The organism is Chloroflexota bacterium, from assembly GCA_013152435.1.
In the GTDB taxonomy this organism is placed as follows: domain Bacteria; phylum Chloroflexota; class Anaerolineae; order DUEN01; family DUEN01; genus DUEN01.
The window spans coordinates 20,005-42,895 of record JAADGJ010000062.1; the positions used below are offsets into that span (position 1 = coordinate 20,005).

Consider the following 22,891-nt stretch of genomic DNA (forward strand, 5'->3'; position numbering starts at 1 on the left):
AGGTAGAGAGCGGATGTCATTACCCGTCTATACCGTCTCCCAACTTACGGGCTATATCAAGGGCCTGTTCCTCCAGGATGATCGGCTGCAGGACATCTGGGTGGAAGGGGAGATCAGCAATTTCTCCCGTGCGGCCTCCGGGCATTGCTACTTCACCCTGAAGGATGCCTCCGCCTCGCTGAGCTGCGTCATGTGGCGGCAGCAGGCCGCCCAGCTTCCCCGAGACCCGCGCAATGGCGATGCCGTGCTGGTCCATGGGTATGTGTCCGTTTACGAGCAGAGGGGCGTCTACCAGCTTTACGTGGACCTGTTGCAATCGGCGGGGCTGGGCCGGCTGTACCTGGAGCTCGAGGCTTTGAAGGCCCGTCTGGCGGCCGAAGGGCTCTTCGCGGAGGAGCGAAAGCGCCCGATCCCCCCGTGGCCCCAGCGGATTGGAGTGGTCACCTCGGCGGACGCGGCCGCCCTGCGCGATATCCTGCGCACGCTGGCTGCCCGTTATCCGCTGGCGGAGGTGATCCTGTCCAGCACGCTGGTGCAGGGGGAGGAGGCACCCGCGCAGATCGTGGAGGCTTTGGCCAGGGTCCACCGCTGGTCGCGGGAGCGAGAGCCCGTCGACGTGATCATCCTGGCGCGCGGCGGCGGAAGCCTGGAGGAGCTGTGGGCGTTCAACGATGAGCGGGTGGTGCGGGCCATCGTGGCCTCTCCCATCCCGGTGATCAGCGGTGTAGGACACGAGACGGACTTCACGCTGGCGGATTTCGCGGCCGATCGACGGGCGCCGACGCCCACCGGCGCGGCCGCCATGGCCGTGCCGGATGCTCAGGAGCTGGCGCGGCAGGTCCGGGCGCTGCGCGATCGGCTTGTCGTCCTGGTGAATGGCCGGTTGCTCGAGAGCCGAGAGCGGATCGAGCGGTTGGAGCGCTCCCTGCGGCGGGCCTCTCCGTTGGCCGTGATCGCCGATCGACGGCAGCGGGTGGATGAGCTCGCTCGCGCGCTGCAGACGCAGTTCCTGCATGGGTTGGAGCTGCGCCGGGCGCGGGTCGAGGGGATGCGCGCCCGATTGGAGGGGCTCAGCCCCGTGGGCGTGCTCCAACGGGGATACGCCATCGTGCGCCAGGTGGATTCGGGACGGATCGTGCGCTCCGTTCGGGAGGCGGTCCCTGGCCTGGGGTTGCGCGTGCGCGTGGCGGATGGCGAGTTCGGCGCCCACGTGGACTCGGATGGAGGGTGAGAGGGCGAAGTATGGAAGAGAAGGAAAAGTTGACCTTTGAGGAGGCGTTCTCGCAACTGGAGGAGGCGGTGCGGCGTCTGGAGGAGGGCGGCCTCACTCTGGAGGAATCGCTGGCGTTGTACGAGCGGGGAATGGAGCTGGCCGCGCTGTGCGCGGAGCGGCTGGATCAGGCGGAGCTGCGCGTGCGTCAACTCATGCCCGCGCCCGACGGCGAGCTGACCGCTGAGCCTTTCGAGGGGTGGCAGGACTCGTGAATGTATTGGTGGCGAAGTCGGGCGTGTGGCAGAATTCCGCCCTCTGGTTGCCCCTGGCCTCCGGTGCACTGGTTCAGCTCATCAAGTTCCTGGTCTTCTGGGTTCGCAAGCGTCGTATCGACTTTCGCATCTTCGTTCAGGCAGGAGGCATGCCCAGCTCCCACTCGGCCATGGTGACCGCTCTGGCGACGGTCGTGGGAGTGCGCGATGGGACGGACTCCACCATCTTCGCGTTGACGTGCATCATGGCCGCTATCGTCATGTACGATGCCGCGGGGGTGCGCCGCGCGGCGGGGCGTCAGGCTCGCGTGTTGAACCACATCCTGGAGGACCTGTATCAGGGGCGCCCCGTCGCGGAGGAGCGATTGCGTGAGCTGCTGGGGCACACCCCGATCGAGGTGATCGTGGGCGCCCTGCTGGGGTTCATATTCACGTGGGGATGGCTGCGATGGATGTAAGCGGCCTTCGGACGCGATGAGAGGCCGGCGATCACCGGCCCCTCATCCCCTTGCGATCCTCTCCTCCTTCTCGGCCTACTGGCGTCGTCGGCGCATTCCCGCCACTCCGCCAGCCAGGACGAGCCCTATCGTCACCAGCGCCATCGCCCCCGGCGCTCCCGGGGATTGGGCGCTGGCCGAAAGCGAAGCCAGCGTCACGGCCGTCGGTATGCCGCCGCTCACCCAGTAGTCCTCGACCTCGCCGTTGTTCCACAGCCCTGTGTAGGTCAGGGCCCCGTTGGGGTTGTCCTGGGTGAACCGGAAGCGAGCGTAGATCCGCTTGCTCGCCGCCCCGCTGGGGACGGGGAAGCACAGGTTGTTGGTGCCGGCCGTGACGGCCTGATCGAAGAAGACCCGCTCGCCGCTGTCATCCCAATCCCCATCACCGTTGAAGTCGAACCAGGCGTTCAGGTATCCATCCACGGAGACGGAGACGTCGATGCAGTTCTGCTGCCCCGGGGTCAGCGCCGCCGGCAGGGTCACGCCGTCCTCGTCATTCGCCCCGTTCAGGTCATCCCCCACGGCATCCCCATGAGGCTGTCCGTCCGATTCGGAGTCCACGGAGTTCCCCATGTAGACTCCGGGCACGATGAAGTGTCGGGCCCCATCGTCGCTGAACAGCGTCGGATAGTGGTAGGTCATGCCCAGCTCGGGCAGATATCCCGTGGGGGCATCCCCGAAGTCCCGCTCCCAGCTGACCTGGGAGGTCGCCACACGCGCCCCCTGGGTCGGCGTCGCCAGGACCAGCTTCTGCTTGTCATTGGGCGCCGACACATGGATGTACCGGGTACCCTGCGGGATGATGACGTTCGCCGTCGCCGTGATGGTCGCCTGGAATCCGTTGCTATTCCGGGTAACCGTGATCGTGCCGGTCGCTCCATTGCTACCCGTCGTGGCGGTGCTTGCGCTCAGCGTCCCGCCGGTGACGGAGAGGTTGATCTGTACCCCCGCCACGCCGTTCCCGTTATGGTCGCGGGCGATCACGATGAACTGCACCGTCGTGTCGTCCTGACCGGTGATCTGGATCTCCAGCGTGTCCACAGGGGTGGTCGTCCCGGCGTTGGCGTTCGCGTCGGCCACGATGGCCAGAGCCCGATTTCGGATCTCCTTCGGCTGCGTCTTCGTCACGTCGATCCCGTCGGAGAAGTGCCAGATGGCCACCTGGACCGCCGCCGCCTCCTTCCCCTTCGTGCTCAGCTCGTCCCCTCGGGTCCCATAGGCCACGTGGGGGTAGTAATGGTTCAGGATGTATGTGATCTTGGACGGGGTAGGCCCGTCATCGGTGTAGTTCTGGTTCGTGGCCAGGCGGTGGTTCACGTCGATGCAGTAGAACGACGCTGCATTTCCATCGACCGTGCCCACCAGCGTGCCTGCGAAGACGCTGTTCCCACCGTTGATCTGTGGGTGGGTGACACTGACGCCGTCGCCAGTGCCCGTGACGATGGCGATGGAGCCACCGCTAATGGATCCCTCGCCGATCAGCGGCGGGGTCCCTATCTGCACATCTCCCTTTTCCGTCCCGTCCCCTGCCGATGCAGCCACCGGGTAGGTGATGAGCAGGGATAGTAGAACAGCGGCAAAAACCACTGCCAATCGCGTCCAAACGGAAGTCCGATACATTTCCCAATCTCCTTGCCCTATACGACTCAATCCCAAATAGTTTTCTTACTCATACGAGTCGTAAATGATTTCTGGGCGTCTCCTCCATCTCACTTCTCGTCTGCATTATCCCTCATTTTCAGGGTGGATGTCAATTGCCTTGGCTTACGGTAAGCTTACAGGCAATAATGGGAGCAGTCGGGGTGCTTTTGGCCTGCTTCCGCGCGAACGCGGCGAGAGGACTCGCTTGGCGGTCATGGGTGTAGACATAAGAGGTTGTCGGTTGGGGCGTGGGCGGGGAGGATAGGGGCGCCTTGCCCGCTGATCACGCTCGCGCGTGCGTGGAGCAGGAGGCGGGAGGTTGGAGGGGAGCGCTTCGGACGGCTACCGGCTGGCCTGGGCTGAGGACGTGTGCTCGCCGGGCTCCTGCCGTTCGATCCACAGCACGGCCGCCAGCTCGCTCCCGATCACGCACTCTTCCCCTCCCAGGCCGATCCTCAGCGGGCCGTTGAACGGGGCCCGTGCCAGCAGTCGGATCTCCACACCGGGAAGTAAGCCCAGCTCGGCCAGATAGCGGAGCTTATCCGGATCGTGGGTGCGCACCCGGCTGAGGCGCCCTCGCGTGCCGGGCTCCACGGCGATCAGGCGTACATCGTTCAGGGGCGGCATTTTCCCATCACGGCTGGGGATTGGCTCGCCGTGCGGGCATCGGGTGGGGTGCCCCGTCAGCTCGTCGATGCGGTCCTCCAGCACCTGGTTGATCCCCGGTTCCAGCGCGTCGGCCAGGTGATGGACCTCCTCCCACCCGAAGCGCATGATCTGCACCAGGAATACCTCCGTCAGGCGGTGGCGTCGGATCACCGGCAGGGCAATGCGCTCGCCCTCCGGGGTGAGCCGGACCCCCTGATAGGGCTCGTGAGCGATCAATCCGGCGTCCTTCAGCCGCCGGATCATGCGCGAGGCCGCTTGTAGGGATGTCTCCGCCTGCTCCGCCAATGCGGATAGGGGGACAAAGGGTAGATCTTGTTGGAGTCGGTACACCTCGGCGGCATATCGCCGCATGGCAGGACTGACCATCTCCTCCTCTATGTTTGAACCGCGTTGAAACCTGGTTTCTACGCGATCGAAAGCGAGATTTCATATAGAGGCCTTGACGCTGACAGCGATGACCCGGTAGAGTATAACACGAGTGCAAACGAGTCGCAATAGCAATGACGTAGACGGGAGGAGATGAATGGGATCCGCGTTGCTGATCACGCTGCGAGAGGGTATGGAAGCGGCATTGATCCTGGGGATCGTGTTGGGCGTGTTGACCCGGCTGGGCCAGGATCATCTCAAGCGTTTCGTGTGGATCGGCGCCCTGGTGGCGAGCCTGCTCAGCCTGGTGGCCGGGGGGATCCTGTATAGCACCGGCGTCGCGTTCGAGGGGAGGTGGGAGGAGGCCTTTGAGGGGGCGACGATGCTTCTGGCCGCCGGCTTCCTCACCTGGATGATCTTCTGGATGAGGCGTTACGGACGTGAGCTGGCCCATGCCCTGGAGATGAACGCCCGCCGGGCCGTCTCGACGGGAGGCCGGGCGCTTTTTGGCATCTCGTTCTTCGCCGTGCTGCGCGAGGGGCTGGAGACAGCCCTTTTCCTGACCGCCGCCGCGTTTCAGGGGCACGCGCTGGCGACGCTGGGGGGAGGGGTGGCCGGGCTCGTGTTGGCGATCCTGTTGGGTGTGTTGATCTTCAAGGCCGGTTTGCGTTTGAACATCAGCATGTTCTTCCGCGTGACGGGGTGGCTCCTGCTTCTCGTGGCGGCGGGCCTGGTGGCCCACGGCGTTTACGGGCTGCAGGAAGCCGGGCTTTTGCCGGTCTTCGTTGAGCATGTCTGGGATCTGAGCCCCATCCTCACGGAGGACGGGGCGGTGGGAGGCGTCCTGAAGACGTTATTCGGCTACGACAGCAATCCCTCCCTCCTGGAGGTCGTCGCTTATCTTATCTATTTGCTCGTCGTCGGTGCTGTAGGGGTATCGCGTCCTGCGCTCCCGCGGCGGGCGGCCGCGTGATGGTCGCCCGTAGGGTGAGCCGGAGCTGAGCAACTGCACATCGGCCTGCGTCCGATTTGACCTGCGGGCCGATATGTACTATAAAGGCGATCACAATCGTCTTTGTAGATTTTGCATTTTTACTATCCGGCGGAGGACGGACAGCATTGGTGAACGAGGAAGGAAGCATCGCGAGCAGGCGAGGATGGGCGCGTTCTCGGCCCCGGTTGCGATCGATCGCGCTTCCCACCGAGCATGGCGGCTGGGGGTTCCTGATCGAGCCCCTCCTGTTGGGGCTTGGGGTGGCTCTCTCAGCCGCTGGGGGATGGCTGGGACTGGCGACGTTGGGGGGCTTTCTGGCCCGCCATCCCTTGAAGCTGGCGTGGGGCGATCGGCGCCGGGGACGATATTACCCTCGCACCCTGTGGGCGGAGCGATTCGCCCTTCTCTATAGCCTGGTGGCTCTGGCGGCCTTCGCGTTGGCCTTGCGAAGCGCTCGCTCGGCCTTTTGGGTCCCTCTGATCCTGGGGGCTCCTTTTGCCCTTGTGCAGATCTACTCCGACATCCAGAACCGGGGACGACAATGGATCTCGGAGGTCTCCGGAGCGATCGCCCTGGGGACGGTGGCCTCGGCGATCGCGATGGCCGGTGGGTGGTCGCTTGGGGATGCCCTGGTGCTGTGGTGGATCCAGATCGCGAGGGCGATCACCTCGATCTCGTACGTGCGCGCCCGGCTGCGTCTGGAGCGCCAAGAGCCCGCGGACGTCTTGTCGTCCTGGGGCATGCATCTCGCGGCGCTGATCGTGCTGGCCGCGCTCTCCTATGCCGGTCGCGCCCCGTGGTTGGCCGCGGTGGCGATGGGCATCCAGCTGGCCCGGGCGCTCAAGGGCCTTTCTCCTTATCGTCGCCCCGCGCGCCCGCAGGCGATCGGCTTCGGCGAGATCGCGTTCGGCCTGATCAACGCGACGCTGGTGGTTGTGGGGTACGCCTTCGGCCTGTAGCGCTCATTGGGGAGGGGGGCTAAGAGGGCCGCCCGTGCGCTCACGAAGGTAGGAGAGGGCTTTCTGTCGCTCCGGCGCCACGTCCGCCAGGAGCTGATCCAGCGCCTGGCGCTTCTCCCGCACAAAGGCACGATCCTCGACGCCGGACAGGTTGATATGGATGTTGAGGCGAGCGCCTTGCAGGCCCGCATCCGCCAGAAGCGCCCCCACGCTCATGTCGCTGCGAGCGTTCGGATTCACCAGGGAGATCGCCTGGCCGGCCAGGCGGATGACATGAGCGCACGCCTCCGCGATCTCCAGCGGGACCCGCGTGGCCTCTTTCAGCGCCGCCTGTACGGCCTCGTGCCGCTCCTCCCGTTGCGCCTGGGTTTCCTTGGGCAGGCGATATGCCGCCATCACCTGATCGAAGGCGCGTCGATCACTGTCCGCCAGCTCCATTAGGCGGTCCCGCAGGCGCTCGGCCTGATCCAGGATGTCCCTGACCTCCTCCTCGACGGCGGCGAATCGCGCTCGTCCGCTGGTGAGCCTGCACGCCATACTCACCAGCGCGGCCCCCATCGCTCCGGCCAGCGCGGTGGCCGCACCTCCCCCCGGCGCGGCTGATGCGGCGGCCAGCCGATCCAGGAACTCTCGGACGCTCCCCTCCGCGATCTCGGCCCCCGGATGGGGGGCAGGTGTCCCCTGGCTCATCCTCCGTCCTTCCGCCCGCTTATGCCCTGGCGTCGTGGGTGGGCTCGTGGGGAGCCGCCTGGCGCGTGGTGGACCGGATCGTGTTGCCCAGGAACAGGAGCACGGCGATCACGTTCAGGAGGCCGCCCCATCGTCGCCCTGGCCACCAAAACGCCAGGTCGCCCACCAGCCGGATCAGCAGGGAGAGGTGTAACAGGATGAGGTGGGCGTAGAAGCTCCGTTGGAAGGTCACCGGGATTCCCAACAGTGCTGGGAAGATGATGGGCGCGTGCCCGAAGATCATGGCCATGACGAAGCCCAGGAGCACGGCGTGGAGCATGGCGTCGTACTGGGGTCCGGCCGTCATTCCGCCGATGAGCAGCCCGATCAGCCCTCCGATCCCCAGCCAGACGTATCCGGAGAGCAGGCTGATGGCGATGAACCGGGATTGTCCCGGCCGCCTGATGGTGCGTCGGGCGATGTCATAGCGCAACAGCCATATGGCGATGGCCAGCATGCCCAGGCCCGATAGATGCGCCCCGGGGGCGAAGCGAATGCTGGAGACGACGAGCCCGATGAGGAGGATGGCGATGGAGGCCAGGAAGCTGGCGTATCCCCACCTGGACAGACGGCGCAGACGGCTGAGCTCCAGGCGCTCCCCGGCGATGGTCAACACCAGGAATCCCACCCACCAGAGCACGGCGACCGGTATCGGGCGGCCCGCCAGCCACAGGAGATTCCCGACGAGCCAGGCGATCGCCCCCGTTTCCATGACCGCGATGGAGAGCTCGGGGCGTCGCCGGATCACCGCGACGAAGATCAGCACGACGCCGAAGGCGCCCAACGTCATCAGCAGGGGGCCGATGGCGCCGGGCAGGCCGATGATCAGGAGCAGGCCCCCGAGCCCCGTCGAGAGCGGCGCCAGATAGGGCCACCACCGCCAGGGCCCCGGTTTCCCCGTGGTGGCCAGGGCTACCGCTCGCTCCAGGCCGATGACGGTGCCCAGGAATCCCGAGATCATCAGCGGGCCATGGGAGATGGGTAGACCCGGTTGCCAGGTGGGCAGGCTCCACCCCAGCCGGATAAGCCCTGCCCACATCGCCGCCAGCAGGGCGACCATACCCATGAACAGCAGTGGCAAGCGACCTTTTCCTGCTGGTGCCATCACGCTCCTCTCGTTGCGGTCCGTCTTGCTCGTGACGCCACCGGCTGGCCTAACCCGGTTCCGGCGATGGCGTCACCGGTAGTCCTCCCGGCAGGTGAAGAGGTGAGGGCCGGGCGCGGAGATGACCTGGCGCAGCTCGCCGAGGAAGCGATTCAGATCAAGGTTGTAGGCCGCCGCTACATCGGCCAGGGTGTCGAAGGGGGACATGGCGCAGCCGATGCAGGCCATTCGGTGGCGGAAGAAAACCTGCGCCGCTTGGGGCCAGTGTGAAAGCGTCTCAGCCACTGTCAAGCTGGCTTTAAGATCCGGGTGCTTCATAAGCGATTCCTCGGCTTGTGGGGGCACGCATGGGATACGAGATCCTCACGTCATTGCAAGCGAGACCCTGGGCGATCCCTGGCGGGATGTCGGGATCGGCTTGGCTGCTGATGCGCGTATCCGTAACCCCGAGGGCGCTTGCGTCATCGGGCCGTTTCACTCGCGACGTCGTCGCACGGGTTCCCGTTTGTTCGCCCCACGGTGCGCTCGATCGGGGGATATACCCCCGGGGTATGCGCAAGGGTGGGGGCTGATGTGGAAAAAAGGAATCTGCGGAGCGCTCCCCGCAGATTCCTGCTCATGTCCGTGTGCTCCCTCGTCACTCCTGCAGCGAGCGTATATATCCGATGATCACCTGGATCTGTTCGTCGGTCAGCGCCGGGTTCCCGCCCTTCGGCGGCATGTCCACGCCCGTGGTGTTCTCCGGATCGCTGGCCGGCCGTCCCTTCTTGATGAACCCCAGCAGCTCCTCGTCGGTCATCCCCTTGACGAACTCGCTGGTCGTCAGGTCCTTGCCCAGCCCCGGCAATCCCTTCGCATCCGGGCCGTGGCAGGCGGAGCAGCTTTGCTCGAACAGCTTCTTCCCCTGCGCCAGGTCCTCAGCCGAGGGCCCCGATGGCGTGGGCACGGGTGTGGGCGTGGGCTCCTTCTTCTTGCCACACCCGGTCACGATCAGCGTGAAAGCCAACAAGATGATCAGGATCCACGATAGTTTGCGCATCAATGTGCCTCTCCCTTCGCCTGTTCTCTGGGATCGGGACGGGATCAGTGCCCGCCTCCCGAGTGCTCGGTTTGCATGTCCTTATCCTGCTGCGTGTCCTTCTGCATATCCATTTGCATGTCTTGCTTCGTGTCCGACTCCGACTCCGTGTCCATTTGCATGTCCATCTGCATGTCCTTGTCGTGCATGGAGCCGGACATCGTCATCTCGCCTGAGGCGAATCGCTCGTGTAGCTCCTTAAAGGACACGACCTCACCCTGGTTCTCAGCGGCCAGCTTCTTGGCCCGTTCCTCATCGCCGAGGGCTACCACGCCATATCCCATGGGCGTGTACAGGGCCTGGCTGATCACGAAGAACGCTTGATCGGCTTTCAGCCAATCCTCGGTCTCATAATCGTGCACCCAGAGCGTGCCCTCCTCCTGCTGGTCCAGCAGGAAGAGCACCATATCGCCGATGTCGTCGAAGCGACGTACCTCGCCCTGGGGTGTCACGTAGGCCGCCGCAAAGCGCGGCTCGCTGATGATCATGCGGCATTGATCGCAGGCATCTTCACCATACCGAATGTCAGGTGGCTTGTCAAGTGGTGGGCTTGCCTGACACCCCATGGAGACCAGGAGGATCGATAGGAGACCCAAGAAAATCCGTGACATCATAGTGCCCCTCGCTGTCGAAAGATGAAATAGGCCAGGATCAGGGGCAGTACGATCCACGCCGTCAGGATGGCGATCAGGAGGGCCATCGCCCATTCGCCGTAGGTGCGCAGAGCGTATAGCCCCGCCGGCCCGAGAACTTCCCAGTTGCCGCGAATCGTCAGGATGGCGGCGATCTTGAAGACCTGAAGGGGGTTGAGCAGGGCCAGGGCGAACAGCTCTCCGATCTTCATCCGGAGCATGATCGCCGTCCCCATCACCCCCAAATCGCCGAAGAAGACCAGCACGAGCCATAGGAAGAGGGCGATGCCGATGGCCATCGAGCCCTTCCGCAGGAAGGCGGATATGAGGAACCCCAGGCTCAGGCTGATCAGGGCGAGGAAGAAGGCCAGCACGGTCAGGCTCAGGTAATCCCACGTGTGGGCCGTGCTCCCTTGCCACGCGATCAGCAGGCCGCTCAACCCGAACCCCAGGGCTAGGGCCGCCAGGAGGGCCAGTCCCAGGCCCAGGTATTTGCCCGCCAGGACCTCAAATTGGGTAATCGGCTGGGATAGGAGATAGAGCAGGGAGCCGCGCTCCCGCTCGCCCGCCAGGCTCAGCGCGCCCAGGGTCAGCCCCATGAGGGGGACGATCAGCAGCACCAGGTTGATGAGGCTGGCTCCCGTGCGCCCGAAGCCGGCCAACCCATACGACCCCGCTCCCGACAGCCCTAGCCACGCCAGGGCCAGCGCCAACCCGGCGAAGGCCACGGTGTAGAGCAGGAACCACCGGTTGCGGCGCGCATCCAGCAACTCCTTTTGGGCCAGCACCAGGATATTGGTCAAATCGATCATGGGCTCATATCCTCTCTTGCAGGCTGTGCACGTCGAAATCTTCTACCGGGATGCCCGCCTGCGCCAGCAGGGAGATGGGCTTTCCCTTCTCACGGAGCGCGACGGGCACTCGCACCCCCGCCCCGTTTCGGCTGGCGGCGAACCCCTGTCCCTTCAGGAGCGCGATGGCGGCCTCGACCTGTTCGGCCGGCACGTGGAGTCGCAATTCGGTGTGTCTCCCCAGGTGCGCGTCCAGCTCGTCCGGCGAGCAGTCGGCCACGATCCGCCCGTTCTCCATGAGGAGCACGCGGTCGGCCAGGTTGACCACCTCGTCCAGGCGATGGGAGGAGAAGATGAGCGTCTTCCCCTTCTTCTTGACCTCGGCCAGCAGGGCCAGGATGTCCTCCCTCGCCCGGGCGTCCAGGTTCGTCGTCGGCTCGTCGAGCACCAGCAGCGGCGGATCGGCCAGCAGCGCCGCGGCCAGCGCGAGCCGTTGCTTCATCCCGCCGGATAGGGTCTGCACCGCCTGGTGAACCACCGATGTGAGCCCCATCTCCTGCAGGGAGCGCTCGATGGATTCGGGCGAGGCCCCCTTGAGGTACGCGTAGAAGCGCATGGTCTCCCACACCGTCATATCGTCATAGAAGCTCAGCTCCTGGGGCACGAAGCCCATCTGTCGGCGCGCGGCCTTGCCCTCTCTCCGGACGTCGTGGCCTGCCACGTGTACCGTTCCCTGGAAGGGAAGGAGCCCCAGCAGGCATCGGAGCGCGGTGGTCTTCCCCGCACCGTTCGCTCCCCATAACGCCACAGCTTGTCCGGCCTCAACATCGAACGAGAGTCGGTCCACGGCGACCAGTGAGCCGAAGCGCTTGGTCAGATCGCGAACGTGGATCATGAGTTCTCCCTCATTATTGGACAATCTCTTGCCTCCTCCCTGCCGCCTGATGGGAACCTGGGTGAGGAAAATCAGCATGGCGGCCAGGGCCAGCAGGCCAATGGACGGCACCCCCAGTTGCCGGGCGGCCTGTTGGGGGATGGCGGGGAGGCCCTCGGGTATGCGCGGCGCCATCAGCGGACGATCGTCCACCAGCTTCGGCTGCGGCTTGATCAGCGGGAACGCTCGGGCGGCGAAGTCCAGCGCCTGGGTCGCCGGGCTGTAATCGAACAGCCGCAACATCGGGTAGCGGTCCATAAGGTTCTCGAACAGCCGCGTGGCCCGGTAGGGAAGATCGCCGATCCCATCCTGGTCCGCGTCGTAGCCCGTGTAGTCGCTCCAATAGTTCCCCAGGCCGTTGACGGTCCAGATGTTCCCTTGCAGTTGTCCACCGCCCGACACGCCGACCTGTTCCCGATTCTCGATGAACCCGTTTTCAGTGAGGCGGTTGCGTCGTACCGATGGCTGGAACAGGATGCCGACATCGTTGAAAGCGAAGATGTTCCCGCGGAACAACACGGTGCTGTCGATCTCGCGCGGCGAGTTGTCCACGAACGCTCCCACGCGGTTGTCCAGGAAGAGGTTCTCCTCGATCACCGCGTCGTCCATGTCCTTGAGGCCGATGCCGAAGCCGCTGGGGCCGCGATTGTAGGCGAAGGTGTTCCGTCGTAAATGCAGGCGGCGGCTGTACATCAGGAAGGCGCCCACGGAGTTATTGGACAGCCGGTTCCCCTCGATGAGGGCATCATCGCAGTACATGAAGTGCAGGCCGTAGCGTCCTCCCTGGATCACGTTCCCGCGCACGGTGAGGCGCTCCGAATACCAGAGCACCACGTCCCGGCCCTGCTCCACCACGTTGTCCTCCACCCGCACGTCATTGCTGTACCAGACCCGGATGGGATCCCCCCGGCGGGGCAGGGGCAGGTCCTTGCTATAGATCGTGTTCCCCCGGATCACGCTGCCGACCGCCTTGCGCAGGTAGATGCCGAACAGGGTTCCCTCTAGCCGGTTGCCCTCGACCACGACCTCCGGGGCTTCGACGGCGATGCCGGAGTTCTCCTGGTCCAGCGCGTCGCCGCTGTTTTGAACCACGAACCCCTTCAGCATGGCGCCCCGGGCGGTCAGGCGGACCACGGTGCCCTGGCCGCCGCCGTCGATCACGGGCCAGCCATAGCCGATGATCTTGACGCTTCGGTCTACCACCAGGGGACCGCTGTAAATACCCTCGCGCACCTCGATGGTGTCCCCATCCCGGGCCTCCGCCAGCGCCTCCGCGATGGTGCGGTATGGCCCTTGCGGGGAGACGACCAGGGTCGCGGGGCCCTCCTGGGCCAGGAGCGGTGTGGCGCCGCTGGCCCACAGGAGGAGAGCTATCCCCAGGAACATCCAATTGCGACGTCGCATAGATCTATCCTTCAGTCGGTGACCGCTCGGTGGCTTCCACCAGCGGCTTATAGGCTCGTCGATGGAAGTAGAGGCCCAGCAGGATCAGGAACGAGGCCAATGCCGCCAGGTAGAACCCTCGATCTACGGAGGCAATGGTCTGGAACTGTCCGATTTTCCCCTCACCGAGCACGGGGGGAACGAATGGCTCGATGGCGTTGCTCAGCGGCGCGCTGGGGTCCAGGTTCTGACCGAAATGGCGCAGCCAGAAGTACAGATCGCCCAGGAAGATGGCCGGGAACAGCAGGGCCGGCAGGGAGAGCAGCGCTGCCCACTGGTTGTGCACGTAGATCGCTGCGATGACCAGCAACGAGATCACCGCGATGGCGAAGATGCTCAGGGAGCGCTCCAGTTGTGCCGCCTCCTCCAGGGGGCGCATGCCGATATAGTGGTTCAGCCCGTCGATCTCTTTCACATCTCCGGTCATACGGTTCACGTAGACCTGGACCTCCAGCCCGTCCGGGTATTGGGGAGCCAGGAGCTTCAGTCGCCAGTAGGGCACGAAGATGGATACCAGCAGGCAGAAGGCTGCCAGTCCTAGGAAGACCGTGGGCAGGAGATAGCGTAACTGTTGTTCCGCCGTCTGCTCCGCAGGCAGGCGTGGCCCGATCAGCTTGTCCCATAACCCTGTCATCGGTAGTTTCCTTCCGATATGGGCCGAGGGTGGTGGGCGGGGAGGTCCTCCCCGCCCACCACCGATGGTCCGTTCTGTATTTTACGGTTGCACCAGGAAGTAGCCCGTCATCTCCAGGTGCAGGGCAGAGCAGAACTCGGTGCAGTAGAAGGTGTAGACGCCGTCCTGGTCTGCCACGAACTCAAAGGTGGCCGTCTCTCCCGGCTCCAGGCTCAGGTTGATGTTGTACCCGGGCAGCGCGAAGCCGTGAGTGGCATCCTTGGCCCGCTCGATGTTGGTGATGTGCCAGATCACGCGGTCGCCCTTCTTCACCTCGATGCGCTCGGGGTTGTAGTGGCTGCGCACGGCCGTCATCCAGATCTCCACGGTGTTGCCGTTGCGCACCACCCGCTCCTGTCCGGCCTCCACCGCGTTGGGATCCTTGCTCTGGGTGTTCGGGTTCCATCCGATCTCCGGATATACCTCCCAGGGCTGGAGCTTGTCGGCTTTGATGATCTGCGCGTAGTGCGGCTCGCCGATACCGATGGGCATATCATACAGGAGCTGGAGCTGGTCCCCCGGCTGAGAGATGTCGATGAGCTGGAAGTTCTGCGGCAGCAGCGGCCCCACCGTCAGGAACCGGTCCACCGACCACTTGTTCAGGGAGACCAGGTACTTGCCGTCCGGGCTGACCGTGTCCCCCTCGGCGGCGGCGATGTGCCCCACGTTGTAGTGGACGGGGATCTTGGTGACCAGGGACCACTCGGGATCGCTGTGCAACTCCTGGTAGGGGCCACCCAGCGTCCAGCGGGCCACCGCGCTGTCCAGGAAGAGGCTGGTGTAGGCGTACCCCTGGTTGTCGAACTGGGTGTGGAGAGGCCCCAGACCCAGCTCCACCTGGGCCTCCATCACATCGTCCAGGTTCAGGATGGTCACGCCGTACTGGTCCTTCTCGCCCGCGCCGCTCTCGATGGCCTTCTGGATCTTGTCGAAGCTGTACACGGTCACGTGGGGATCGAGCTTACCCGAGACCACGATGTAGTCCCCGCCGGGTGCCACATCGACGCCGTGAGGGCTCTTGGGCTCCGGGGCGAAGTACAGCAGCCCTTCCGCGATCGACGTCTCCAGCGGGATCACGTTGAACCCGTTGACCTGGGTCACCTGGCCCGCCGCCGCCACCTCGGCGGCCTTCTTGAGGTTGATGATGTGGAGGTAATCCATGTCCTGCTGAGACGCGCCCGCCTCGAACGGAGGATTCCCCTCCTCGACGCCGCCGGTGCTCATCTCCGTGTTGAAGGAGTTGCAGAACACCCACCCTTCGCTCACCTTCTTGCCGGCGTCACAGATGTCCTGCCAGTAGGGGGGCAGCTCCATGGCGAAGGATTCCTCCGGCAGGATGCGGCCCTTCTCCCGATCGAACTTCCAGAAGGTGATCATGCCGCGGTAGGCCTCCGCGTAGTCGTTCAGGGAGGCGTACGTCCAGCCCAGCGGCGTGGCATACTGGCCGCCCTCGATCACCCACTCGGTGTTGGGGGTGGCCATGGTCCCGCCGTGATCGTTGATGGCGATGGGGTTCTTGACGATCTGCTTGGTCTCAAAATCTCGCAGATCGATGACCGCCACCCGGGCGTTGGCCTTGTCGTTGATGAACAGGAATTGGCCATCATAGTCTCCGCCCGTCTCGCTCAGGGCCGGATGATGGGTATCTCCCCAGGTGATCTTCTTCCCATTCACCGCCCCCTCGGCCAGCACTCGGTCCGTCTCCTCCGCGCCGTACCCCCAGCCCTGCCATGGCTCGGGCGTGAACACGCCGATCACCTTGAGCAGGCGCATGGACGGCAGCCCGATGACCAGCACCTGGCCGGAGTGACCGCCGGAGGAGAACATCACGTAGTCGTCCTGCTTCCCCGTGGGGAGGTACGTCTTCAGGGCGGCGACGACGTCATCCGGCGTGAGTCCGCGTTCCTGGGCGATCGCCATGGCATCGCCGGATAGCTCCGTGGCTGGTTCGGCCACTGCCGTGGTAGCCTCCGGTGTGGCAGCCGGCTCCCCTGGCCCCCGCACGATGATCGCGACGACGATCAGGACGATGATGACGATGAGGGCCGCGACGAGAAGGGGGAGATACCGTTGCAAACTCTGGCTTTGCATGGGCAAGAACCTCCTTTCTTTGGCTCTGTGGCCGGGAACTTGAAGGTAGCACCGGGGGAAAGTGCCCATGGTGCCGCGTGAAGAGGCCACGTTCAGTGGCCACTCCTCCCGACCCAGCATACGACAAACCGAGGGAGGTTTCTTTGCGCCAACGCAAATAGCGGCAAGCGTGTGAGCTTATCGTGCGGTGGGGGCTTCTGCGGGGATGTCCGGAGGCAGATCTTCAGCGATAGTCACCAGGCCATGAGGCCTCAGTACGACCACGCGGGCTCGTCCGCTGGCGATGAGTCCCTGCTCCTCCCATCGGCTCAGGACGCGACTGACCGTGTACAGGGTCGTGCCCGTCATCTCCGCCAGGTCCTGGCGGGTCAGAGCCAGATCGATCAGGATCCCGCCTTCCACCTTGCGCCCGAGCTGGCGCACCAGGCGGAGCAGAGCGCGGGCGATGCGTCGCTCCACCCGCTCCGTCACCAGCTCTCGAAGGCGGTCTTGCAGATCTCGAACGTGTTGTGCCATCAGATCGATCGCGTTCAGGGCCAGTCGGGGGTAGATCTCCATCAGCCGGGCCATGCGCTCCCCGTCCCAGGCCAGCGCCTCACAATCCTCCATCGCCTCGGCCGATACGGGGTACGACATGGCGCTCAGCACCGCGATGCACCCGAACATGCGCCCCGGCTCGATGAATCCCAGGACGGTCTGGTGTCCCTCTGGAGTGACCTGGGTCAGCTTCACCTGCCCCCGGACGAGCACGTAGAGGAATGAGGCGGCGTCGTCCTGGAGGAAGAAGAAGCTCCCCCGGGCCACCCGTTTGAAGTAGGCGGTCTGGATCACGTGCATCAGGGTGCTCGGATCCAGGCCCCGGAACAGGTAGATCCGTTGCAGGTGCTCGACCTGTTGGCTGAGAGGTTCAGAAGCGCTCATGCTTGGATTGTACACGATACCGGAGAAAAGAAAAGGGTTGAGGGGGGCGAGGGGACGTGCGTTCCCTTTCCTTTTGCTGGCCTTTCATGGATCTGTCTTACCTCCTCTCGGCGATGGCGTATCCGCGTGCGGTGTGGAAGAGAGCACCTCTGGTCGAGATCTGGGCTACCATGTGCCCGACGGGCGAGGACGCCAGTGACCATCCCCTGAGGGGGGCCTGTAGGGGTGCGATGGGGTTGACTCCAGGCGTGCCGGCGTCGTCAGCGCCGCCTCGATCGCGTCGTCCCGGCGCACGACGTAGGCGGGGATGTTGCTCGCGTACAGGAGCCTCAGCGTCTCGTGCCATGACGGCGCGGGCCCGAACGTGTTCGCCGCCAATAGCACGGCCACGCTGCGCACGCCGCGACGCCCCAACTCCCGCAGTGCGATGACCCAGTCCGGGGATATGGAGGGCGTGATCGCGATGAGGGTCACGCTCCGGTTCAGGTGCTGTCCTTCCATGGCGATCACCTGGGCGAACGGCATGCGGCCCTGCGCCTCGACCACCGCCAGGGTCTCCAGGATTCGATCCAGCTGCCGCTCGCCGCGATCCGCCTGGATCACCTCCCGGGTTTGGGCGTGCGTGATGAATCCCACGGCCCGGTTGCGGCGCAGGAAGTGGCGAGCCAGCGATGCGGCCGCCGTGACCCCGTACTCCTCTGTGCTGGGGATCAGCTCCAGGCGGGTGGGCTCCCGGCGCAGCAGGAACGGCTGTCGGAAGCCGTTGTCGGTGGGCGGCGTCCAGGGCGCCTCGACGTGGACCGATTGGTCCATATCGAGGAAGATCCAGACGTCGGCCGTGGGATCGAGCTCGAACTCCTTCACGATCAGCCGGCCTGTGCGGGCGGTGGAGGGCCAGTGGATGCGGCTGAAGGAATCCCCCGGCTGATAATCGCGCACGCCGGAGACGTTCGTGGTCACGTGGTGGATGCGGCGTCGCATGGCATCGCCCCCGGGCATCTCGCCCACGGGGAGCATGAAGCCGGGCAGCTCCACCGTTGCCGGATAGATGACCAGGGAGGACGTGGCGGGCAGCACGCGCTCCATCCGGAACAGCCCCAGGGGGTCGCCGGAGGCCAGGACCATGGGGCCCAGCGTATAGCGGCCGCGCTGCCGGCATAGTGTGCGCACCAGCCAGCGCTGCCTTCGATGGCCGCCCAGGGCGCTGATCACCCGGCTCGTGTGATGCCCGGGCAGATCGGACAGGTCGCGAATCTCCAGCCACAGCTTGGGGAATCGGGAGCGGTTTTGGACCTCGAACTGCTCCTCCACGAATCGTCCGACCTGTGAGCGAAGCGAGCGCGTATATCGCCTGATCTGGACCCAGTTGACTCCCGACCAGGCCCACACGAAGGAGAAGATCACCACAGCGGTGATCAGATAGGCGACCGTATATGCGATTTCCCGGCCGGTGTTCAGTGCGAAGATCCAGGCGGCCAGGCCGAGGAGGATGACGCCCCATGAGCGTCGCAAGGTTTCACCTCAGATCAAGGGGAGGATAAGGGGAAGATGTCGTCGGCGAAGATCCCCAGAGCTGCCCTCCACCGGCGTGATGGAGTGTAGGGCCGGTGGTTAGCGCGCCCGCACGCGGGTGCCGGGCACGGGCACGGAGCCGAGCGTCTCCTCCACCACGGCGCGTGGGTCGACGTTCTTGATGCGGGCTGATGGGCTGATGATGAGCCGGTGTGCCAGGGTGGGCTCGGCCAACGCCTTGATGTCATCCGGGATGACATAATCGCGGCCCAGCACGGCTGCCCTCGCCCGGCTCGTCTTATATAGCGCCAGGGAGGCTCTCGGCGATGCCCCCAGGTAGACATCCGGGTGCTGCCGCGTTGCGGTGACCAGCGAGATGATGTATTCCTTGATCAGATCGTCTACGTAGATCTTCTTCACCGCCTCCTGCGCGGCCAATAGCTCGTTCACCTCGATGACCTGTCCGATCGTCTCGATGGGGTGGACCTCCCGTTGCATATCCAGCATGGCCATCTCGTCCTTGGGCGTCGGATACCCCAGGCTGATGCGCATCATGAAGCGGTCCACCTGAGCTTCCGGCAGAGGGAACGTGCCCTCGTATTCGATCGGGTTCTGGGTGGCCAGAACCAGGAAGGGGCGCGCCATCGGATAGGTCACTCCATCGACCGTGATCTGGCGCTCTTCCATGGCCTCCAGCAGGGCGGATTGGGTCTTCGGGGTGGCCCGGTTGATCTCGTCCGTCAACACGATCTGGGCCATGATCGGCCCCGGTCGAAACTCGAACTCCCCCGTCTTCTGGTTGAACACGGACACGCCCGTGACGTCGCTGGGGAGCATGTCCGGCGTGAACTGGATGCGTCGGAAGCTGCACCCGATGGATCGAGCGATGGCCCGGGCCAGCATGGTCTTGCCGACGCCCGGCACATCCTCGATCAGGATATGCCCTTCACACAGCAGGGCGAAAAGGATCAGTTGGATCTCGTCCGTTTTGCCGATGATGACCTTCTCGACGTTGTCCACGACTCTCGTTACGACACTCTGCACTTGGTTCATATGTCGACTTTCTCTCCTTAAGACACGCACGCTGTGGGCCCAGGACATCTCCCGGCCCTCTCAGTTCGAGAAAGATTATACCAGCAATTCATGAAAGGAGTAAGCGGGCTCGCATACATTCTTCCTCTTGCCGGGGTCGGCCCACCGACTCGAGGCGGGTATGCGAGCCCGGGCGAGGAAGGTCCCTTCGCCCTTCCCCTGAGGGCTTGCGATGAGCGTCGTGGGTCGTCTCGCGGGACTTTCACTATTTTGGATACACTACCCTGGGCGTTGTCATGTTGTCGGGAGGTCACGGAGGTGCTATACTGCGCTGTGTGGTAACCTTCCATAGGGGCGAGAGGTCATGGGATCTGCCATCCTGGGGAGCGGCCACGCTCCCGGCAAGGTGATCCTGTTCGGCGAACATGCGGTGGTGTATGGCCGCCCGGCCATCGCCGTGCCGGTGACCCGCGTTCGGGCGGAGGCAACCGTCGCCTCGGGGGAGCCCGGGTCGGGGCTCTCCATCCATGCCCCGGACCTGGGACGCACCATCTCGCTGGCGGCCGCCCCGGCGGATGAGCCTCTGGCCGCCATCGTGCGGGTGACGCTGGACGCGTTGGGGGTGACGCCTCCCCCGGATTGGGTCGTGACGGTGCGTTCCACGATCCCGATCGCGGCCGGCATGGGGAGCGGGACCGCCGTATCCGCCGCGATCGCCCGGGCCCTGGCCGACGCGGCAGGGCGTGATCTGGCACTGCCCGTCCTCTCCGATCTCGTGTACCAGATCGAGAGGCTGCACCATGGCTCCCCATCCGGGGTGGACAACACCGTGGTCTGCTATGGGCGCCCGGTGTACTTCGTGCGCGGGCGATCCCCTCAGTTGCTTCGGATCGCCCAACCCTTCTGGCTGGTCATCGGGGATACGGGCGTGCCCAGCTCCACCCGGGAAGCGGTTGCGCATGTGCGCCGGGCCTGGGAGGCGGATCGCGCTCGCCTGGAGTCCCTGTTTGATGGGGTGGCGGCGCTGGTGGAACGGGCCCGCGAGGCGATCGAGGCTGGCCGCGTGGAGGTTCTGGGGACGCTGATGGACGAGAATCACGCGCTGCTGTGTGAGATGGGAGTGAGCTCTCCCGAGCTGGACCGGCTGGTCTCGGCAGCCCGGGAGCACGGCGCGGCCGGTGCCAAGCTGGCGGGGGCGGGACGTGGCGGCAACATGATCGCGCTGGTCCCACCCGAACGGGCGATCTCGGTGGCCGATGCCCTGCGCGCCGCCGGCGCCGTGCGCACCATCACGACCGAGGTGGGCTCGGAGGCGACATGAGCGAACCTTTCCCGACCCTGCGCTCGTTCCTGGCCGACGCGGAGGCCGCGGGCCATCTGATCACCATTCGACGCTCGGTGAGCCCTCACCTGGAGATGGCCCGGGTGATCCTCGCCCTGGACGGCCGCCCGGTGCTCTTCACCGATGTGCCCGGCTATGCGTATCGCGTGGCCGCCGGGATCTGCTCTGATCGACGGTATTTCGCCATGGCGTTGGGCTGTAGGCCGGAGGAGGTCTCCTTCCGCCTGGCCGACGCCCTCTCCTCCCCGCGAAGGCCGCCTGTGTTACAGGACGCGCCCTGTCAGGAGGTGGTCGAGGAGGACGTCGATCTGGAGCGTATCCCGTTCCTCACCCATTGGGAGGGAGATGCCGGCCCCTACGCGACGGCCGCCGTGGCGATCGTGAACGACCCGGATACCGGCCCGAACGCGTCCTATCACCGGCTGCTGAGGCTGGATCGGCGTCGTCTCGTGGCGCGGATCATCGAGCAGCGCGGGACCGATACGGCGCTGCGCAAAGCCGAGGGGGATCTGCCGGTGGCGATCTGCATCGGGCTCCCGCCTCATATCCTGCTGGCCGCGGCCATGTCCCCGCCGCCTGAGGTGGACGAGATGCACATCGCCCAGGCGCTGGCGCCCACCCCGCTGGTGGCCTGTCGCACGGTTCCCCTGCACGTGCCCGCCGCCGCGGAGATCGTCCTGGAGGGCCGGATCACCCGACAGACGGCTGCCGAGGGGCCTTTCATGGATCTGACCGGCACCTGGGATATCGTCCGTCAGCAGCCGGTGATCGAGATCGATTGTATCACGCATCGCCGGGACCCCATTTACCAGGCGCTGCTCCCAGGGCGGCTGGAGCATCGGTTGCTGATGGGGATGCCGCGGGAGCCGACCATCTTCGCCGCCGTCAACCAGGTGTGCCAGTGTCTCAACGTGTACGTCACGCCCGGCGGGGCCTCCTGGCTGCACGCTGTGGTGCAGATCCGAAAGCGCCACCCCGAGGATGGACGGCGCGCGGCCGAGGCCGCCTTTCGGGGGCATGGCTCGCTCAAGCACGTGTGGGTCGTGGATGAGGATGTGGACCTCTTCGATCCCAACGACGTGGAGTGGGCCATGGCGACCCGGTTCCAGGCGGATCGGGATCTGCTGATCTGGCGGGATCAGCCGTCCAGCTCGCTGGATCCGTCGGCCACCCACGTGCCCGGGGAGAAATCTCGCTCGGCCAAGATGGGGCTGGATTGCACGATCCCGTGGGACTCACCCCAGGGGCCCAGCGACCCGGCCGCGTTCCAACGCGTCCCGATCCCGCACGTCGATCTCACCCCTTACCTGGAGGAGCAGGGAGGGGCGAAGCCATCTCGCGAGCGAGGATAGCATGAGCACACGACACGCATCTCGATCATCGTCTCCGGGGAATTCCTCGCCGGACATCCTGCGGACCTTCATCGCCATCGAGCTGGACGAGACCGTGGCGATCGCTTTGGGTGCGATTCAGGAGGAGCTGAAGTCTCGGGTTCCGAAGGGAAGCGTTCGGTGGGTGAATCCGGCCAGCATCCATCTGACGTTGAAGTTCTTGGGCGATACGCCGAGATCGCGACTCTCGGAGATCGAGGAGGCCCTGCGGGAGGCGTGCGCGCGCCTCTGGATCTGACGATCGAGGGGCGCGGTTGTTTTCCCAACTTTCGGCGCCCCAATGTGATCTGGGTGGCGGTGCGGGATCATGGAGGGGCGTTGACCCGGCTGCAGGAGGCCGTCGAGGCGCACGTCGCGCCGCTGGGCTGGCCGACGGAGAAACGGCCCTTCCGCCCGCACCTCACCCTGGGGCGGGTGAATCGCCGGGTCTCCTCACGGGAGCGGGCGGCCATCGGCGCGGCCGTGGAGTCTCTGGAGGTGGAACAGATCGCGACCGTTCACGTGACCCATGTCAGCTTCATGCGCAGCGATCTGCGCCCGACCGGCGCCGTATATACCCGGTTGTTCGCGGCCGCTCTGGGCGGGGGATGACAGCTACGGAATGAG

23 protein-coding genes are annotated in these 22,891 nt (G+C 65.2%); 9 read left to right on the top strand and 14 right to left on the bottom strand.

Features of this window, described 5'->3' with window-relative positions; all coding sequences use genetic code 11:
• Window positions 1-13 precede the first annotated feature (13 nt).
• From xseA to GXP39_08895, 3 genes are read left to right on the top strand one after another with little or no spacing between them, the layout of a single operon-like run.
• The gene (gene xseA, locus GXP39_08885) at window positions 14-1,231 is read left to right on the top strand and encodes an exodeoxyribonuclease VII large subunit (protein NOZ28149.1); all 1,218 of its coding nucleotides are present in this window, start codon (window positions 14-16) and stop codon (window positions 1,229-1,231) included.
• 11 nt (window positions 1,232-1,242) lie between these two features.
• The gene (xseB, locus tag GXP39_08890) at window positions 1,243-1,485 is read left to right on the top strand and encodes an exodeoxyribonuclease VII small subunit (protein ID NOZ28150.1); all 243 of its coding nucleotides are present in this window, start codon (window positions 1,243-1,245) and stop codon (window positions 1,483-1,485) included.
• 5 nt (window positions 1,486-1,490) lie between these two features.
• Window positions 1,491-1,943: a divergent PAP2 family protein gene (locus GXP39_08895; protein ID NOZ28151.1), complete on the top strand. Its 453-nt coding sequence runs from the start codon at window positions 1,491-1,493 to the stop codon at window positions 1,941-1,943.
• Window positions 1,944-2,018: 75 nt separating this feature from the next.
• On the opposite strand, the gene GXP39_08900 is transcribed toward GXP39_08895, so the two are convergent.
• On the bottom strand, window positions 2,019-3,602 hold the full coding sequence (locus tag GXP39_08900) for a Cys-Gln thioester bond-forming surface protein (protein NOZ28152.1): 1,584 nt from the start codon (window positions 3,600-3,602) through the stop codon (window positions 2,019-2,021).
• A gap of 363 nt (window positions 3,603-3,965) precedes the next feature.
• A complete protein-coding gene (locus GXP39_08905) occupies window positions 3,966-4,643 on the bottom strand; it encodes a metal-dependent transcriptional regulator (GenBank protein NOZ28153.1) in 678 nt (225 codons plus the stop codon).
• Between the two features lie 172 nt (window positions 4,644-4,815).
• Between GXP39_08905 and GXP39_08910 the strand changes: the two genes are divergently transcribed.
• Window positions 4,816-5,631 carry an iron transporter gene (locus tag GXP39_08910; protein NOZ28154.1) on the top strand — a complete coding sequence of 272 codons (816 nt, stop codon included), beginning with the start codon at window positions 4,816-4,818 and terminating at the stop codon, window positions 5,629-5,631.
• Window positions 5,632-5,780: 149 nt separating this feature from the next.
• Complete coding sequence (locus GXP39_08915; GenBank protein NOZ28155.1) at window positions 5,781-6,611, top strand: YwiC-like family protein; 831 nt, start codon at window positions 5,781-5,783, stop codon at window positions 6,609-6,611.
• Window positions 6,612-6,614: 3 nt separating this feature from the next.
• Here the strand turns inward: GXP39_08915 and GXP39_08920 are convergent, their stop codons facing one another.
• The 12 genes from GXP39_08920 to GXP39_08975 all read right to left on the bottom strand — a co-directional run bounded on the left by GXP39_08920 (window position 6,615) and on the right by GXP39_08975 (window position 19,573).
• A complete protein-coding gene (locus GXP39_08920; protein NOZ28156.1) occupies window positions 6,615-7,301 on the bottom strand; it encodes a cyclodeaminase/cyclohydrolase family protein in 687 nt (228 codons plus the stop codon).
• Between the two features lie 19 nt (window positions 7,302-7,320).
• On the bottom strand, window positions 7,321-8,445 hold the full coding sequence (locus GXP39_08925) for a hypothetical protein (GenBank protein ID NOZ28157.1): 1,125 nt from the start codon (window positions 8,443-8,445) through the stop codon (window positions 7,321-7,323).
• A gap of 72 nt (window positions 8,446-8,517) precedes the next feature.
• Window positions 8,518-8,763: a DUF1858 domain-containing protein gene (locus tag GXP39_08930; protein ID NOZ28158.1), complete on the bottom strand. Its 246-nt coding sequence runs from the start codon at window positions 8,761-8,763 to the stop codon at window positions 8,518-8,520.
• A 319-nt stretch (window positions 8,764-9,082) separates the two neighbouring features.
• Window positions 9,083-9,484: a cytochrome c gene (locus GXP39_08935; GenBank protein ID NOZ28159.1), complete on the bottom strand. Its 402-nt coding sequence runs from the start codon at window positions 9,482-9,484 to the stop codon at window positions 9,083-9,085.
• 44 nt (window positions 9,485-9,528) lie between these two features.
• A complete protein-coding gene (locus GXP39_08940; protein ID NOZ28160.1) occupies window positions 9,529-10,011 on the bottom strand; it encodes a hypothetical protein in 483 nt (160 codons plus the stop codon).
• A 122-nt stretch (window positions 10,012-10,133) separates the two neighbouring features.
• Window positions 10,134-10,967 (bottom strand): ABC transporter permease subunit, encoded by an 834-nt coding sequence (locus GXP39_08945; GenBank protein ID NOZ28161.1) that lies wholly within the window; start codon window positions 10,965-10,967, stop codon window positions 10,134-10,136.
• A gap of 4 nt (window positions 10,968-10,971) precedes the next feature.
• Entirely contained in the window at window positions 10,972-13,284 is a 2,313-nt protein-coding gene (gene nosD / locus GXP39_08950; protein ID NOZ28162.1) for a nitrous oxide reductase family maturation protein NosD, read from the bottom strand.
• 4 nt (window positions 13,285-13,288) lie between these two features.
• A complete protein-coding gene (locus GXP39_08955; protein NOZ28163.1) occupies window positions 13,289-13,957 on the bottom strand; it encodes a cytochrome C in 669 nt (222 codons plus the stop codon).
• 81 nt (window positions 13,958-14,038) lie between these two features.
• Window positions 14,039-16,087, bottom strand: coding sequence for a Sec-dependent nitrous-oxide reductase (gene nosZ, locus GXP39_08960; protein NOZ28164.1), 2,049 nt, complete (start codon window positions 16,085-16,087; stop codon window positions 14,039-14,041).
• Between the two features lie 177 nt (window positions 16,088-16,264).
• Complete coding sequence (locus GXP39_08965; protein ID NOZ28165.1) at window positions 16,265-17,008, bottom strand: Crp/Fnr family transcriptional regulator; 744 nt, start codon at window positions 17,006-17,008, stop codon at window positions 16,265-16,267.
• A 165-nt stretch (window positions 17,009-17,173) separates the two neighbouring features.
• Window positions 17,174-18,520, bottom strand: coding sequence for a DUF58 domain-containing protein (locus GXP39_08970; protein ID NOZ28166.1), 1,347 nt, complete (start codon window positions 18,518-18,520; stop codon window positions 17,174-17,176).
• A gap of 99 nt (window positions 18,521-18,619) precedes the next feature.
• Window positions 18,620-19,573, bottom strand: a complete 954-nt coding sequence (locus GXP39_08975; GenBank protein ID NOZ28167.1) for a MoxR family ATPase — start codon at window positions 19,571-19,573, stop codon at window positions 18,620-18,622.
• 343 nt (window positions 19,574-19,916) lie between these two features.
• Between GXP39_08975 and mvk the strand changes: the two genes are divergently transcribed.
• Genes mvk through thpR form a run of 4 tightly spaced genes read left to right on the top strand, consistent with a single transcriptional unit; the run spans window position 19,917 to window position 22,876 of the window.
• Window positions 19,917-20,873 carry a mevalonate kinase gene (gene mvk, locus GXP39_08980; GenBank protein ID NOZ28168.1) on the top strand — a complete coding sequence of 319 codons (957 nt, stop codon included), beginning with the start codon at window positions 19,917-19,919 and terminating at the stop codon, window positions 20,871-20,873.
• Window positions 20,870-22,246 carry a UbiD family decarboxylase gene (locus tag GXP39_08985; protein ID NOZ28169.1) on the top strand — a complete coding sequence of 459 codons (1,377 nt, stop codon included), beginning with the start codon at window positions 20,870-20,872 and terminating at the stop codon, window positions 22,244-22,246. Before mvk ends, GXP39_08985 begins: the two co-directional genes overlap by 4 nt.
• 1 nt (window position 22,247) lies before the next feature.
• A complete protein-coding gene (locus tag GXP39_08990; protein NOZ28170.1) occupies window positions 22,248-22,523 on the top strand; it encodes a hypothetical protein in 276 nt (91 codons plus the stop codon).
• The gene (thpR, locus tag GXP39_08995) at window positions 22,502-22,876 is read left to right on the top strand and encodes an RNA 2',3'-cyclic phosphodiesterase (GenBank protein NOZ28171.1); all 375 of its coding nucleotides are present in this window, start codon (window positions 22,502-22,504) and stop codon (window positions 22,874-22,876) included. The genes GXP39_08990 and thpR overlap by 22 nt, the downstream gene beginning before the upstream one ends.
• Window positions 22,877-22,891: the final 15 nt, after the last annotated feature.

Coding starts and splice junctions, on each gene's coding strand:
- GXP39_08935 (NOZ28159.1), bottom strand. CDS start 9,484: ATGCGCAAACTATCGTGGATCCTGATCATCTTGTTGGCTTTCACGCTG.
- GXP39_08990 (NOZ28170.1), top strand. CDS start 22,248: ATGAGCACACGACACGCATCTCGATCATCGTCTCCGGGGAATTCCTCG.
- xseA (NOZ28149.1), top strand. CDS start 14: ATGTCATTACCCGTCTATACCGTCTCCCAACTTACGGGCTATATCAAG.
- GXP39_08905 (NOZ28153.1), bottom strand. CDS start 4,643: ATGCGGCGATATGCCGCCGAGGTGTACCGACTCCAACAAGATCTACCC.
- GXP39_08945 (NOZ28161.1), bottom strand. CDS start 10,967: ATGATCGATTTGACCAATATCCTGGTGCTGGCCCAAAAGGAGTTGCTG.
- GXP39_08920 (NOZ28156.1), bottom strand. CDS start 7,301: ATGAGCCAGGGGACACCTGCCCCCCATCCGGGGGCCGAGATCGCGGAG.
- nosD (NOZ28162.1), bottom strand. CDS start 13,284: ATGCGACGTCGCAATTGGATGTTCCTGGGGATAGCTCTCCTCCTGTGG.
- GXP39_08930 (NOZ28158.1), bottom strand. CDS start 8,763: ATGAAGCACCCGGATCTTAAAGCCAGCTTGACAGTGGCTGAGACGCTT.
- GXP39_08985 (NOZ28169.1), top strand. CDS start 20,870: ATGAGCGAACCTTTCCCGACCCTGCGCTCGTTCCTGGCCGACGCGGAG.
- GXP39_08975 (NOZ28167.1), bottom strand. CDS start 19,573: ATGAACCAAGTGCAGAGTGTCGTAACGAGAGTCGTGGACAACGTCGAG.
- GXP39_08900 (NOZ28152.1), bottom strand. CDS start 3,602: ATGTATCGGACTTCCGTTTGGACGCGATTGGCAGTGGTTTTTGCCGCT.
- GXP39_08910 (NOZ28154.1), top strand. CDS start 4,816: ATGGGATCCGCGTTGCTGATCACGCTGCGAGAGGGTATGGAAGCGGCA.
- xseB (NOZ28150.1), top strand. CDS start 1,243: ATGGAAGAGAAGGAAAAGTTGACCTTTGAGGAGGCGTTCTCGCAACTG.
- nosZ (NOZ28164.1), bottom strand. CDS start 16,087: ATGCAAAGCCAGAGTTTGCAACGGTATCTCCCCCTTCTCGTCGCGGCC.
- mvk (NOZ28168.1), top strand. CDS start 19,917: ATGGGATCTGCCATCCTGGGGAGCGGCCACGCTCCCGGCAAGGTGATC.
- GXP39_08965 (NOZ28165.1), bottom strand. CDS start 17,008: ATGAGCGCTTCTGAACCTCTCAGCCAACAGGTCGAGCACCTGCAACGG.
- GXP39_08940 (NOZ28160.1), bottom strand. CDS start 10,011: ATGATCATCAGCGAGCCGCGCTTTGCGGCGGCCTACGTGACACCCCAG.
- GXP39_08955 (NOZ28163.1), bottom strand. CDS start 13,957: ATGACAGGGTTATGGGACAAGCTGATCGGGCCACGCCTGCCTGCGGAG.
- GXP39_08925 (NOZ28157.1), bottom strand. CDS start 8,445: ATGGCACCAGCAGGAAAAGGTCGCTTGCCACTGCTGTTCATGGGTATG.